The 13,864-nt window shown below is 65.1% G+C and carries 9 protein-coding genes and 2 pseudogenes; 8 read left to right on the plus strand and 3 right to left on the minus strand.

The genetic code is table 11. The features are described 5' to 3' along the window. Nucleotides 1-105 precede the first annotated feature (105 nt). The 3 genes and pseudogenes from ACSKB9_RS36670 to ACSKB9_RS36680 all read left to right on the plus strand — a co-directional run. A pseudogene (locus ACSKB9_RS36670) lies at nt 106-3,270 on the plus strand (carboxyl transferase domain-containing protein); the annotation flags it as partial. Between the two features lie 80 nt (nt 3,271-3,350). Further along, nucleotides 3,351-4,312 (plus strand): IS630 family transposase gene (locus ACSKB9_RS36675; RefSeq protein ID WP_438071698.1). Its coding sequence is split into 2 segments (ribosomal slippage): nt 3,351-3,690 and nt 3,690-4,312, totalling 963 coding nucleotides; the frame shifts between segments, so codons are not numbered across the junction. A 25-nt stretch (nt 4,313-4,337) separates the two neighbouring features. After that, nucleotides 4,338-4,463, plus strand: coding sequence for a hypothetical protein (locus ACSKB9_RS36680; protein WP_438079285.1), 126 nt, complete (start codon nt 4,338-4,340; stop codon nt 4,461-4,463). Between the two features lie 184 nt (nt 4,464-4,647). Here ACSKB9_RS36680 and ACSKB9_RS36685 read toward each other — a convergent pair whose 3' ends face one another. Further along, nucleotides 4,648-6,282, minus strand: coding sequence for a flavin-containing monooxygenase (locus ACSKB9_RS36685; protein ID WP_438079287.1), 1,635 nt, complete (start codon nt 6,280-6,282; stop codon nt 4,648-4,650). Nucleotides 6,283-6,518: 236 nt separating this feature from the next. On the opposite strand from ACSKB9_RS36685, the pseudogene ACSKB9_RS36690 reads away from it, so the two are divergent. From ACSKB9_RS36690 to ACSKB9_RS36705, 4 genes and pseudogenes are all read left to right on the plus strand, one after another. Further along, a pseudogene (locus tag ACSKB9_RS36690) lies at nt 6,519-7,742 on the plus strand (cytochrome P450). A gap of 121 nt (nt 7,743-7,863) precedes the next feature. Continuing rightward, the gene (locus tag ACSKB9_RS36695) at nt 7,864-9,465 is read left to right on the plus strand and encodes a GMC family oxidoreductase (RefSeq protein WP_438079289.1); all 1,602 of its coding nucleotides are present in this window, start codon (nt 7,864-7,866) and stop codon (nt 9,463-9,465) included. Between the two features lie 17 nt (nt 9,466-9,482). Then, a complete protein-coding gene (locus ACSKB9_RS36700) occupies nt 9,483-9,932 on the plus strand; it encodes a hypothetical protein (protein ID WP_438079291.1) in 450 nt (149 codons plus the stop codon). A 299-nt stretch (nt 9,933-10,231) separates the two neighbouring features. Then, nucleotides 10,232-11,254, plus strand: coding sequence for a S1C family serine protease (locus tag ACSKB9_RS36705; protein WP_438079293.1), 1,023 nt, complete (start codon nt 10,232-10,234; stop codon nt 11,252-11,254). Nucleotides 11,255-11,440: 186 nt separating this feature from the next. Here ACSKB9_RS36705 and ACSKB9_RS36710 read toward each other — a convergent pair whose 3' ends face one another. Together ACSKB9_RS36710 and ACSKB9_RS36715 are read right to left on the minus strand one after the other, a co-directional pair. Further along, nucleotides 11,441-11,548 (minus strand): alpha/beta fold hydrolase, encoded by a 108-nt coding sequence (locus ACSKB9_RS36710; protein ID WP_438079295.1) that lies wholly within the window; start codon nt 11,546-11,548, stop codon nt 11,441-11,443. Nucleotides 11,549-11,820: 272 nt separating this feature from the next. Then, nucleotides 11,821-12,864, minus strand: a complete 1,044-nt coding sequence (locus ACSKB9_RS36715) for a helix-turn-helix domain-containing protein (protein WP_438079297.1) — start codon at nt 12,862-12,864, stop codon at nt 11,821-11,823. Nucleotides 12,865-13,228: 364 nt separating this feature from the next. Between ACSKB9_RS36715 and ACSKB9_RS36720 the strand changes: the two genes are divergently transcribed. After that, nucleotides 13,229-13,840 carry a hypothetical protein gene (locus tag ACSKB9_RS36720; protein ID WP_438079299.1) on the plus strand — a complete coding sequence of 204 codons (612 nt, stop codon included), beginning with the start codon at nt 13,229-13,231 and terminating at the stop codon, nt 13,838-13,840. Nucleotides 13,841-13,864: the final 24 nt, after the last annotated feature.

Consider the following 13,864-nt stretch of genomic DNA (forward strand, 5'->3'; position numbering starts at 1 on the left):
CACGAGCGAGCCTGCGGAGACTCCCCTCACCCGAAGCCTACGCTTCGCTTCGGCTTCGACCTCTCGCCGCGAGCGGGGCGAGGTAAGCAACTTACGGAACCGTCCATGTCCTTCAAGAAATTGCTGATTGCCAACCGCGGTGAGATCGCGATCCGGATTGCTCGCGCCGCCGGCGAAAGCGGCCTTGCCACGGTCGCGATCTATCCCGCCGATGATGCGGCTTCTCTCCATGTCCGCGCAGCCGACGAGGCGCGCGAGATCTCCGGCCGCGGCGCGCGGGCCTATCTCGACATCGAGGCGGTGGTTGCGGCGGCCAAGGCCGCAGGCTGCGAACGCGCTGCATCCGGGCTACGGCTTCCTCAGCGAGAACACCCAATTGGCGCGGCGCTGTGCCGAGGAGAAGATCACCTTCGTCGGCCCGTCGCCGGAGGCGCTCGATCTGTTCGGCGACAAGGCCAAGGCAAAGGCGCTGGCGAAAAAATGCGACGTCCCGATCATTGCCGGTACTTCGGGCGCGACCAGTCTCGACGAGGCAAAGGCGTTCTTCGGCTCGCTCGGCGCTGGCGCCGCCGTGATGATCAAGGCAATCGCCGGCGGCGGCGGGCGCGGCATGCGCGTGGTCGAGGATGCCGCCAAGCTCGACGAGGCCTATGCGCGCTGCCAGTCGGAGGCCAAGGCGGCGTTCGGCAGCGATGCCGTTTATGTCGAACGGCTGATCCGCAAGGCCCGCCATATCGAGGTGCAGATCATCGGCGACCGTCACGGCGCGATCAGCCATCTCTGGGAGCGCGAATGCACCATCCAGCGCCGCAACCAGAAGCTCATCGAGGTAGCGCCGAGCCCGTCGCTGAGTGAGGGAATGCGCGCGCGCATCATCGAGGCGGCGAAGCAGCTTGCCACGGCTGCGCGCTACGACAATCTCGGCACCTTCGAATTCCTGGTCGATGATGAAGCCGGCGAAGGTGAGGGCGCGTTCGCTTTCATCGAGGCCAATCCGCGGCTCCAGGTCGAGCACACCGTCACCGAGGAGGTGCTCGGCGTCGACCTCGTGCGTTCGCAGCTCGCGGTCGCCGCCGGCGCCACGCTGGCCACGCTCGGGCTGGCGCAATCAGCGGTGCCGCTGCCGCGCGGCTATGCCATGCAGCTGCGCGTCAACATGGAGGTGATGGACGAGAAGGGCATCACGAAGCCGACTGGCGGCACGCTCGCCGTGTTCGACCTGCCGTCCGGGCCCGGCGTTCGCGTCGATACGTTCGGCTATTCCGGCTACCGGACCTCTGCCGCGTTCGAACTCGCTGGCTGGCAAAAGTCATCGTGCATTCGCCGAGCCCAAAATGGACCGACGTGGTGCACAAGGCATCGCGCGCCTTGCGTGAATTCCGGATCGGCGGCGTCGCCACCAACATCCCGTTTCTCGGCGCGGTCCTGGCGCATCAGAGTTTTGGGCGAAACAAGATCAGCACCAACTTCATCGATACCCATGTTGCGGCGCTGGTCGGCGCGGCGCAGGATCTCGCCGCACCCTTGATCGAAGTGAGCGAGGCGGCTGCGACCAAGGCCGTTGCTGCCGAAGCCGCTCCCGAGGGATCGCTCCCGGTGCCCGCGCCGCTGCAGGGCACGATCGTGGCGATCGAGGTCGTGGAGGGCGATCTGGTTCGGCCCGGCCAGCAGATCGCGGTGCTGGAATCGATGAAGATGGAGCATCTCGTCACGGCGCCGCATGGCGGCCGGGTGACCAGAATCGCGGGCGGCATCGGCGTCACATTGATGCATGGCGAGCCGATCCTGTTCTTTGAGCCTGCCGAGGTCGACGGCCATCACGCGGCGGAGGAGGCCGCGATCGATCTCGATCACATCCGGCCTGACCTCGCCGAGCTGATCTCGCGCAAGGCGATCACACTGGACGAGAACCGCCCGGCCTCGGTCGAGCGCCGCCGCAAGACCAACCAGCGCACCGCGCGCGAGAACATCGCGCAGCTGGTCGATGAGGGCTCGTTCGTCGAATACGGGTCGCTCGCGATCGCGGCGCAGCGCCGCCGCCGCAAGGTCGAGGATCTCATCAAGAACACCCCGGCCGACGGCCTGATATCAGGCGTCGCCACCGTCAACGCCAAGGATTTCGGCGCCGATGGCGCGCGCTGCATGGTGATCTCCTACGACTACACCGTGCTCGCCGGCACCCAGGGCCATATGAACCACAAGAAGATCGACCGCATGCTCGGCCTCGCCGAGCAGTGGCGCATGCCGCTGGTGTTCTATGCCGAGGGCGGCGGCGGGCGTCCCGGCGATACCGACCGGCTCGGCATGACCGGCCTCGACGGCCCGTCCTTCGTGCAGTTCGCAAAACTCTCCGGACTGGTGCCCGTGGTCGGCGTGGTCTCCGGCTATTGCTTCGCCGGCAATGCCGCGATGCTCGGCGTCTGCGATGTCATCATCGCCACTCGGAATGCGTCGATCGGCATGGGCGGTCCGGCGATGATCGAGGGCGGCGGGCTCGGCGTCTACCATCCGGCCGAGGTCGGCCCGGTCTCCTTCCAGTCGCCGAACGGCGTGATCGACATCCTGGTCGAGGACGAAGCCGAGGCGACCACGGTGGCACAGAAATATCTGTCCTACTTCCAGGGCGCGGTGCAGGACTGGAAGGCGCCGGACCAGCGGCTGCTGCGCCGTGCGATCCCGGAAAATCGCCTGCGCGTCTACGACATCCGCAGCGTGATCGACCTGATCGCCGACGAGGGCTCGGTGCTGGAGATCCGCAGGGATTTCGGCGTCGGCATGATCACGGCCTTCATCCGCATCGAGGGCAAGCCGTTCGGCCTGATCGCCAACAATCCGAAGCATCTCGGCGGCGCGATCGATGCGCCGGCCGGCGACAAGGCCGCGCGCTTCATGCAGCTGTGCGACGCCTTCGACATCCCGATCGTCTCGCTCTGCGACACGCCGGGCTTCATGGTCGGCCCCGAGGCCGAGAAGACCGCGATCGTGCGCCATGTCGCGCGGATGTTCGTCACCGGCGCCAGCATCACGGTGCCGCTGTTCGGCGTCGTGCTGCGCAAGGGCTATGGCTTAGGGGCGCAATCGATGATCGGCGGCGGCTTCCACGCCTCGTTCTTCACGGTGGCGTGGCCGACCGGCGAGTTCGGCGGCATGGGTCTCGAAGGCTATGTCCGCCTCGGCTTCCGCAAGGAGATGGAGGCGATCGAGGACCCGGTCGAGCGCGAGAAGTATTTCCAGACCAAGGTCGCCGAGCTCTACGCTAGAGCGTTGGCCGATCTGACTGAATCGTTGGGGATTCACAAATCAGCGTTTTGGTGATTCAAGCTGGTCGCCGGAGCTGGAGGCCGGCGGGCATGGCGAAACCGCTGTCGATGGATCTTCGCGAACGTGTGCTTGCCTGTATTGAGAGTGGCATTTCAGGCCGGCAGGCTGCCGAGCGATTTGGCGTCAGCGCGGCAAGCGTAAGCCGCTGGCGAACGCGCGAGCGGGAGCAAGGCGATGCCCAGCCGAGGGCTCAGGGCGGCGACCGCAAGTCCCACCGGATTGATACTCATCAGGCGACGATCATGGCTCTGCTCGAGACGGCGCCGGATATCACCATCGAGGAATTGCGTGACGGCTTGAGCAAACAAGGCCTGTCCTTTGGCTATGGCACGATCCGCCGCTTCTTCGAGCGCCACAAGATCACGCGTAAAAAAAGACCGCCCATGCCTCAGAGCAGGATCGCCCGGACGTCTTGAAGCGACGCGAGGCCTGGCGCGAGAGCCAGGGCAAGCTCGACCGGGATCGGCTCGTCTTCATCGACGAGACCTGGGCGTCGACCAACATGGCGCGAACCCATGGCCGCTGCCAGCGCGGAGAACGTCTGCGGGCCAGCGTTCCTCACGGCCACTGGAAAACAACTACCTGCGTAGCCGCTCTAACCACACGCGGCATCATCGCGCCCTGGGTGCTCGATGGCCCCATCAACCGCAACGCCTTTGAGACCTATGTCGAAAAGGTGCTCATTCCTGAGCTGCCAGACCACGCCATCGTCATCATGGACAACCTCTCCAGCCACAAAGGGCCCCGCATACGTGAGATGATCGAGGCGGCCGGCGCTACGCTTCTCTATCTTCCGCCCTACAGTCCCGACCTCAATCCGATCGAGAATGCCTTCGCCAAGCTCAAAGCAAATCTGCGGAAGGCCGCCGAACGCACCGTCGGCGGCCTTTGGGATGCTGTCGGGCGCATCATCGACACCTACACGCCCACGGAATCCACAAACTACTTCATCGCCGCGGGCTACTTGCAACCTGATCGGCTAACGCTCTAACGGCAAGGCGGTCTCGATCGCCTCGGTGCTCGAGATCGACGAGGTGATCGATCCCGCCGACACAAGGCACTGGATCATGGCCGGCCTGCGCTCGGTGCCGAAAGTCGAGCCGCGGACCCACCGCAAGCGGCCGTGTATCGATGCGTGGTGAGGTGACGGCGCAACACACTCTGTGTCGTCCCGGCGAAAGCCGGAACCCATAACCACCGATGGTCATTGTTGCACGGTGCCGGGGCCACAGCCTCCTTCAACAACTCAACCCTGTGGTTATGGGTCCCGGCTTTCGCCGGGACGACGGCGGTGGGTGTGGCTCGCGCATCGTCTCAATACGCACGTTAGCCCAACCGCAACTCCGCATACCCCTTCGCCGCCACCTCGTCGCATCGCGCGCGATATGCCGGGGCGCTGCCGCTGTAGCGGGCGACGATGCGGGTCTGCTTGCCCTCGACGTTGCGGTTGATGCCGGTCATCCAGGAATTGACCTCGTTGGAGAGCAGGCCGACGCCGAGCGCCTTGACATGCTCGGTCCAGTCGGCGGTGCCTTCAGGCGTGGCGTCGAGGAAGGTCAGGTCTCTCTCCTGCGCGAAGCGGATCAGCCCGGTGACCCAATCGACGCTGTATTCGATGCTGCGCGGGATGTTGCCGAGCGCGGTGTGCGGGCCCATCAACATCAGCATGTTGGGGAAGCCGTCGACCATCAGCCCGAGATAGGTTTCGGGGCCGTGCGTCCATTTCTCCTTCAGCCGCGCACCGTGCGCGCCGCGGATATCGATCCTGTCGAAGCTGCCGGTGATGGCATCGAAGCCGGTGGCGTAGATGATGATGTCGAAGGCGTAGTCCCTGTCGCTGGTCCGGATGCCCTCGGGCGTGATCCGCTCGATCGGTGTCTCCTTGATATCGACGAGCTCGACATTGTCGCGATTATAGACCTCGTAATAGAAGGTCTCGAGCGGCAGCCGCCGCGTGCCGAAGCCGTGGTTCTTCGGGATCAGCATCTCGGCGACCGCCTGGTTCTTCACGCGCTGACGGATCTTGCGCGCGACGAAATCGCTGATCGTCGCATTCGCCTTGCGGTCGATCAGGATGTCCTTGAAGTTGCCCTGCCAGATGCCGAAGCCGCGCTCGCCATAGAGCTTCTCGTAGAACGCCTCGCGCTCCGCCTCGCTCACCTCGAACGCGCCGCGCGGATCGGGCGTATGCACGAAACATGCAAACGTCTCCTTGCAGCGCGCGAAGATCTCGGGATAGCCGGCCTTGATCTTGCCTTGCGTTTCCGCGTCGATCTTGCCGTTGTGCAGCGGCGCCGCCCAGTTGGCGGTGCGCTGGAATACGGTGAGATGCCCGACCTCGCCGGCAATGGTCTGGATGGTCTGGATGCCGGTCGCGCCGGTGCCGATCACGGCGACGCGCTTGCCGGTGAAATCCACCTTCTCTTTCGGCCAGCGCGCGGTGTGAAACGACTGGCCCCTGAAATCGTCGCGGCCCTCAATGCGCGGCAGGGTCGGCGTCGACAACGGACCGATCGCGGTGATCAGGAAGCGGCAGGAGTGCTGCGCGCCGCTTTCCAGCGTGATCTGCCAGCTTCGCGTGTCGTCCTGGAAGATCGCGGACGTGACGCGGCTCTCGAACTGGATGTCGCGGCGCAGGTCGAACTTGTCGGCGACATGGTTGCAGTAGCGCAAGGTCTCGGGCTGGCCGGCGAAATGCTCCGACCACTCCCATTCCTCGAGCAGCTCCTTCGAGAACGAGTAGCCGTACGAATAGCTCTCGGAATCGAAACGTGCGCCGGGATAGCGGTTCCAGTACCAGGTGCCGCCGACGCCGGTGCCGGCCTCGAACACGCGCGCGCTGAGACCAATCTCGCGCAGCCGGTAGAGCTGGTACATGCCGGACAGGCCGGCGCCGATGATGATGACGTCGTAGTCCAGCGCAGCCGTCTGGGCGGTGTTGTCCTGGCGCAATTCGGCCACCTGTCGTTGCTCCCCGATGGTTTGATTGCCGGCAAGGCTAGCCGGTCTTCCTGCTGCCGACAAACATCGCGGAGCGGGGCAGCTATCGGGATTTGCCGGGTGCGTCGGGTTGCGCGCATTCCGCACGGCGGACTGTCCGCCCCGCGGCTTTACTCGGCCGCGGGATCTCCCTCTATCGTCGGCCCGACACGACGATCGCCCGCCAAGCGGCGACGGAACCTAACGGGAGTGAAGCGATGGGAGAGGCGCTGCGCAGGCCGACGTCCATAGACGTCAGCAATCCCCGGCTTTATCAGGATGACATTTGGCGGCCGCTGTTCGCGCAGCTCCGCCGCGACGATCCCGTGCATTATTGCGAGGCGTCGGCCTACGGCCCGTACTGGTCGGTGACGCGCTACGACGACATCTTCGCGGTCGAGCTGGATCACCAGAACTATTCCTCCGCCTCCGAGCTCGGCGGTATCCAGGTCGCGGACCAGCCGAAGGGCAGGAGCGGCCGAGCTTCATCCGCATGGATCCGCCCGGCCACACCGCGCAGCGCCGCACCGTGGCGCCAATCGTGGCGCCGTCGAACCTTGCCAATTTCGACGCCCTGATCCGCGAGCGCACCTCAGCCGTGCTCGATGCGCTGCCGCGCAACGAGACCTTCGACTGGGCCGAGCGGGTCTCGGTCGACCTCACCAACATGATGCTGGCGACGCTGTTCGATTTTCCCTCGGAAGACCGCGCCAAGCTCGACCTGGTGGTCGGATGTCGCGATCGCCAACGTCGAATCCCCCGACGCGGTGGTGCATTCGGAGGCCGAACGCACGGCCGAGCTGGTCAAGATGGGAGAATATTTCCGCAAGCTGTGGGACGCGCGGGCCGATGCGCCGCCGACCTTCGATTTGATCTCGATGCTGGCGCATTCCGAGGCGACGCGGAATCTGGAGCCGCGCGAGTTCATCGGCACGATCGGGCTGTTGATCGTCGGCGGCAACGACACCACGCGCAACTCGATGTCGGCCGGGCTGATGGCGCTGTGCGAGAACCCCGCGCAGTTCGAGCTGGTCCGCGCGAGGCGCGAGTTGATCCCGAACCTGGTGTCGGAGACCATCCGCTACCACACGCCGGTGCTGCACATGCGCCGCACCGCACGCAACGACGTCGAACTCGCCGGCCGCCGGATCAAGAAGGGCGACAAGGTCGTGATGTGGTACATCTCGGGCAACCGCGACGAGGACAAGATCGAGCGCGCCGATGAGTTCATCATCGACCGTGCCAAGCCGCGCCAGCATCTCGCCTTCGGCGCCGGCGTCCACCGCTGCGTCGGCGATCGCCTCGCCGAGCAGCAGCTGCGTATCCTCTGGGAGGAGGTTCTGGCACGCGACCTGCGTTTTGAGCTGATGGGCCCGCCGCAAAGGCTCTATTCCAATTTCATCCGCGGTATACGAAGCTTGCCGGTGAGAATCGTGAATTGAGCTGCATCACCCCGTCATTGCGAGGAGCGAAGCGACGAAGCAATCCATCTCGCCGCTTGGGGAAGAATGGATTGCTTCGCTTCGCTCGCAATGACAGAAGAAGAAACTCCAAGGAACAAGAATGAAGAACGATCCCGTTGACGTCCTGATCATCGGCGCCGGCGCGTCCGGCGCCGCGGTGGCCTGGAGCCTTGCCGATACCAAGATGCATATCCTCTGCCTCGATCAGGGCGGCTGGATGAATCCTGCTGAATATCCGAGCACCGGGCGCGACTGGGAGGCGAAGTTCTACGGTGAGTGGTCGTCCAGCCCGAATGTCCGCCGCCGTCCCGAGGACTATCCGATCAACGACGACAATTCGCCGATCAAGGTCGTCAACTTCAACGCCGTCGGCGGCTCGACGGTGATGTACACCGCGCACTGGCCGCGGCTGCATCCGTCCGACTTCAAGGTGAAGACGCTGGACGGCGTTGCCGACGACTGGCCGATCGACTACGACGCGCTCACCCCATTCTTCGAGGAGAACGATCGGATGATGGGCGTCTCGGGCCTGTCGGGTGATCCGCTGTCGCCGCTGAGCCGCCCGCCGATGCCGCAGCAGCCGCTCGGCCTGTCGGGCCCGCTGATCGGCAACGCCATGAACAAGCTTGGCTGGCACTGGTGGCCGTCGGACACGACAGTGGCGACGATGGATTATGAGGGCAGGGCGCGCTGCATCAATCTCGGCCACTGCACGCCGGCCTGCGCGCAGGGTGCCAAAGCCTCGACCGACATCACCTACTGGCCGCACGCGGTCCGTGCCGGGGTCGAGCTCAAGACCCATTGCCGGGTGCGCGAGATCCTGACCAACGAGCACGGCATGGCCTCCGGCGTCGTCTATTACGACAAGGACGGCGTCGAGCAGTTTCAGCCGGCCGAAGTCGTCATCATCGCCTGCAACGGTGTCGGCACGCCGCGGCTGCTGCTCAATTCGGTGTCAGGCAAATTCCCGAATGGCCTTGCCAATTCGTCGGGCCTGGTCGGCAAGAACCTGATGTTCCACCCCTATGCGCAGATCTACGGCTTCGTGAAGGAGCCGACCGACAGCAACCGCGCGCCGCCGACCTGCCTGTGGAGCAAGGAGTTCTACGACACCGATCTGTCGCGCGGCTTCGTCCGCGGCTACGGCATCCAGTTCGGCCGCGGCGCCGGACCGGTGTTCGAGGCGGTCGCGAGCGAGCAGAAGGGCATCCTGCCCTGGGGCAAGGATCATCATCGCGTGTTCCGCAGGCTCAACGGCCATCGTCTCGCGGTCTCCGCGATCTGCGAGGATCTGCCGGAGGAGCACAACCGCGTCACGCTCGATCCCGTGTTGAAGGACAGCCACGGCATCCCGGCGCCGAAGATCGACTACACGATCAGCGCGAACAGCCGGAAGATGATGGACCATGGGCTGGCGCGCGGCCGGGAGATCCTCGAGGCCGCCGGCGCCACCGACATCTGCATCAACGATCCGATCCCGTGGGGCGGCTGGCATCTGCTCGGCACCGCGCGGATGGGCACCGATCCGGCGCGCTCCGTGGTCAACGAATGGGGCCGCTCGCACGACGTGAAGAACCTCTTCATCGTCGACGGCAGCATCTTCGTCACCTCGGGCGGCGTGAATCCGACCTCCACCATCCAGGCCCTTGCGCTCTACATCGCCGATCAGATGAAGCAGCGCCTCGCCAATCTGTTCGACTGAGACCGCCCGAGACCGACATGTCCGATAGCAATCAACTGACCGCAGCCCAGCGCGCCAATCTGCGCACCGTCGCCGCGATGATCGTTCCCGCCAGTGACGAGTACAAGGTGCCGGGGGCGGACGATGCCGCGATCCAGGCCGACATGCTGGCGACGCTCGGCCGCGACACCGCGCTGGTCGCGCAGGCGCTGGATCATCTGGCAAAGCTCGCGGGCAAGCCGCTCGCCGAGCTCGACGATGCCGGGCGCGATGCGGTGGCGCGGGAGTTTCGTAGCCATGGCGGCGCTGCCGCGGCGACGCTCGTCCGCGTGGTGCTGCAATGCTACTACCGCGACGACCGCGTGCTGCGCTCGCTCGGCCTCGAGCTGCGCGCGCCGTTCCCGAAAGGCCATGTGCTGCCGGAGGGCGACTGGTCGCTGCTCGATCCGGTCAAAGCGCGCGGCGGCACGTTGCGGCGGGCGCCGTAGAGCCTGATGAGATTGGGCTGATCTGCACCGACGGCGGAGCTTCACCTCTCCCTTGGGAGAGGTCGGCGCATAGCGCCGGGTGAGGGGTTACGGTCCATCATTGGAGCTGCGGCCCCTCACCCGATTTGCTTCGCAAATCGACCTCTCCCCATCGGGGAGAGGTGAAGCAAGTGCGTGGCCGAGCGGCTTCGGTCCTAGACTTAACTTGCCCTAGCCAGCCGGGCAGGGCTGCGCGGGGGCGTAACCACTTGCGGCGCGGGGAGCCGGTCACCATCTGTGGAGGCCAAAGGACTCTCGCCATGCTGGATTTTACCTCAGATACCGCCGGTGACACGCCGTCAGCGGCGACGGCCGATGCTGCCCGGGAAGACGACCGGGCTTTGCTGGATGCCTATTCGAATGCCGTGATCGACGTCACCGACCGCGTCGGTCCCGCCGTGGTCCGGGTCGAAACCGGGCCGAAGGTGCGCAATGCGCGCGAGCGCGGCGGGCTTGGCTCGGGCATCGTGATCTCGCCCGACGGCTTCGTGCTGACCAACAGCCACGTGGTCGGATCGTCGAAGGAGATCCGCCTGCGCGACACCGAGGGCTTCGTCACCGACGCCCATGTGCTCGGCGTCGATCCCGACACTGATCTCGCCTTGCTGCGGGCCGATGGCGCGCGCGATCTGCCTTACGCGTCGCTCGGCAACTCCAAGACGCTGCGGCGCGGCCAGCTGGTGGTCGCGATCGGCAATCCGCTCGGCTTCGAATCGACGGTCACCGCCGGCGTGGTGTCGGCGCTCGGCCGCTCGATCCGCTCGGTCAGCGGGCGGACCATCGAGGACGTGATCCAGACCGATGCCGCGCTCAACCCCGGCAATTCCGGCGGACCCCTGGTGTCGTCGAAGGGCGAGGTGATCGGCATCAACACCGCGATCATCAACGGCGCGCAGGGCATCTGCTTTGCGGTCGCCTCTAACACCGCGCAGTTCGTGCTGTCGGAGATCATCCGCCACGGCTATGTCCGCCGCGCCTATATCGGCGTCGCCGGGCAGACCGCGCCGGTGCCGCGGCGGCACGCGGTGCTGGCCGGGGTCGAGAACAAGATGGGTGCGCTCCTGATGCAGATCGAGCCGGACAGCCCGGCCGCGCGCGCGGCATTGCTGCCCGGGGACGTCGTGATCAGGCTCGACGGCATCGAGATCAACGGTGTCGACGACCTGATCCGCGCGCTCGACCACAGCCGGATCGACCGGAGCCTGTCGATGGACGTACTCCGCCTCGGCCGCCTGCGCGCGATCGACATCCACCCGATCGGAAGGAAGCCGGCGAAGCAGTAATCCTGAGCCCATCCGCGCACGAGATGCACCCTCTCCCCTTGTGGGAGAGGGTGGCGAAATTGAGCGGAGCGAGATGAAGCCGGGTGAGGGGTCTCTATCCGCGGATCAGACCCCTCATCCGTCGCGGACTGCGTCCGCGCCACCTTCTTCCACAAGGGAAGAAGGGAAGAGGGACCGCGAGCGTGACTACTGCAGCGCTGCCAGCAACTCGTCGGCCTGCTCGACCATCATCATGTGACCGGCATCCGGCAGCACCACAATGCGGGCGTTCGGCGTCGCGGCATCGTCCGCCAAACGGTGCCTTCGTCGTCCGACGCGTGCCGCTAGCAGCCGCCTGGAAATTGCTTCCGACCGCCTGCGTGGTCGTGCGCGTAAGCGTTTTTGGCTACGCGATCCGTGTGGACCGACCAGGCCAGGCCTGTACGCATAGACGTGCAAAATGTCGGGTCTTGGAGGCGAAGCGGAAACCTTGTGCTCGTCCTGAGCTTCACCGGTTGTGACCTGGAGCGGACGTCGAACTTTTCGGGCTGGCAACCGCGCCGCTGGAAGCGGAAACTGAGGGCAGTTCAGGTCCCGCCCGTGTCGAGGCCGAGCAGCCACCGGCTCATGGTCCCGAAACCGGCCTCGCCGGAAAACACGACATCGGCAAATTCGGCGCGTTCAAGTGCTTCACGCATTTCCGTGGGAGGCAGGCCAAAGGCCTGACGAAAAGCGCGGCTGAACACCGAGATGCTGCCGAACCCGCACCGAGCGGCGATGACGCCGACGCGCTGGTGGGCGTGCGCCGGATCTGTGATCAATTGACGCGCGCGCCCCAGTCGACGCTGTTGGATATAAGAGCTCACGCCGCCCATCGGTTCGAACGTCCGATAAAGTTTCGCGCGCGATACGCCAAGCTTGCGGCATATGAACTCCGGTCCCAGCTCCGTATCATGCAGGTTCGCCTCGATAAATCGCCGGAAGGTAACCATCGGTGCGGCGGATTCGGACCGCGCGATCACGTCTCGACCGTTGGCCGACGGCCCGGCGAACGCGGCAATGAGCGCCGCGGTTCCGTTCACCGCCGCGCGGCCATCCGCCAGACTCAGCGCCGGGGCTTCCGCGAACAACGTCCGCAGATGTCCGACCAGCATTGCATTCAGCGGATTCCTTTTTTGCAGCACCCGTCCGTGAAGGCCGTCGAGGTCGGCGAGGTGCGGTTGAAGCGCAGCGCGCGGCAGTATCAGTGTGAGGCTCTCGTAGTTGGGGGCGCGCAAGGAGGTGGGGCGCGACAGGTCGAGAAAACCAACGTCTCCGGCGCGAACCTCGGCGGCGCGTCCCTCGGCGTCGAACGCACACCCGCCTTCCGCGTAGACAACGAGCGAGATGTTGTCGATGCCGCTACGTGCGATCAACGGCGCCGTCCGTTCAAACGTGGCGGCCGATGAACGGCCGGAGACGATGGCGACGTCCGCAAACTGATAGCTGGTCATTTGGACCGCGAAGGAGGAGCGCGCCTCGGCATCCGCGGCGTCCAGCGCGAACAGAGGAGACATGCCGCCGCGCCAGAGATCGAATTCGTGCGCGTTGCCCGGCGCGACTGACAGGTCCAAGCGGAATTGAGACGGCATCCTGCCACGCATCCGAGTCGCCGACCGCTTCAAGGAACTCTCCGTTTGATTTCTGTGCTCAGCGTGCCGCGCGAGCTCTCGGTTTGCAAGGCGTCTCATTCTGTCGACCCGGTGTCTCATTTCCCCGGCTCAACCTTTCCGGCGGGAGACCTCAGTGTGGTCGCGCCAAAGGTCGCAAGTCGCGGATTGGCTGGGGGAATTGGAGATTTGTTCAGGTCGTTTTGCGGTCCGCGCTGGGAGCAAGCGTCGCTCAGCAAATGGTGTCATCGGTTGCTGTTGCAACCCGGCTACATCCCGAGTCTGTCGCTTTGCCTATATTTCCCGCGTTGGCTGGTTTTTTCAAAAGTTTGCTCGGGAAGCGAGAATGCTTGAGCGTCAATTGTGCGCGTTCATTTCCATCGCGGTCTCCTCAAGGATTGTCGTTTTCAGGGGGCGGGCGTCAGCTCAGGATCTGCCGGTGGCCGACCACGGCAGGATGCTGCGATCGGAGCGCCGGGCGTGCAGGCGTGCATTGCGCGCTGCGCTGCTCGCATCGACGTGCCTCGGCGTCATCGCGATGCTTGCCCCGGACGCCGCGCAAGCCGTCGACGGCACCTGGAACGGCCCCGGGGGTGAGTGGACCACGGGCGTCAACTGGAGCTCCACGCCGACCGTTCCCGACGGCAGCGCGACCTTCGCCAACAATGGCACCCCCACCTCGGTGACCATCAGCGCCAGTACATCGATCAACACGATCCAGTTCAGCGTGGGCGTGCCGGCCTACAGTTTCATCCTTCAGGGGAATGGTACTACGTTGACCGTCAACGGCACCGGCATCGTCAACGATTCCGCATCTGCACCGAGCTTCACCAACAACGCCATCCTTCTTTTCTCCGGCACGAGCACCGCCGGCAAGGCCACCATCAACATCAACGGCGACACCCAACTTCAATGTGAGTCGATAATCCCGATCGCCGAATGCGGTGCTCGGGCCTGAATGGGAGAATAGGGCGTGGCAAAG

Origin of the sequence: Bradyrhizobium sp. BR 1433 (assembly GCF_051547665.1) — a bacterium.
Classification (GTDB): domain Bacteria; phylum Pseudomonadota; class Alphaproteobacteria; order Rhizobiales; family Xanthobacteraceae; genus Bradyrhizobium; species Bradyrhizobium australafricanum.

Excerpts from the sequence above, each read along its gene's own strand:
- ACSKB9_RS36695 (WP_438079289.1), top strand. The coding sequence starts at position 7,864 with ATGAAGAACGATCCCGTTGACGTCCTGATCATCGGCGCCGGCGCGTCC.
- ACSKB9_RS36700 (WP_438079291.1), top strand. The coding sequence starts at position 9,483 with ATGTCCGATAGCAATCAACTGACCGCAGCCCAGCGCGCCAATCTGCGC.
- ACSKB9_RS36705 (WP_438079293.1), top strand. The coding sequence starts at position 10,232 with ATGCTGGATTTTACCTCAGATACCGCCGGTGACACGCCGTCAGCGGCG.
- ACSKB9_RS36715 (WP_438079297.1), bottom strand. The coding sequence starts at position 12,864 with ATGCCGTCTCAATTCCGCTTGGACCTGTCAGTCGCGCCGGGCAACGCG.
- ACSKB9_RS36720 (WP_438079299.1), top strand. The coding sequence starts at position 13,229 with ATGCTTGAGCGTCAATTGTGCGCGTTCATTTCCATCGCGGTCTCCTCA.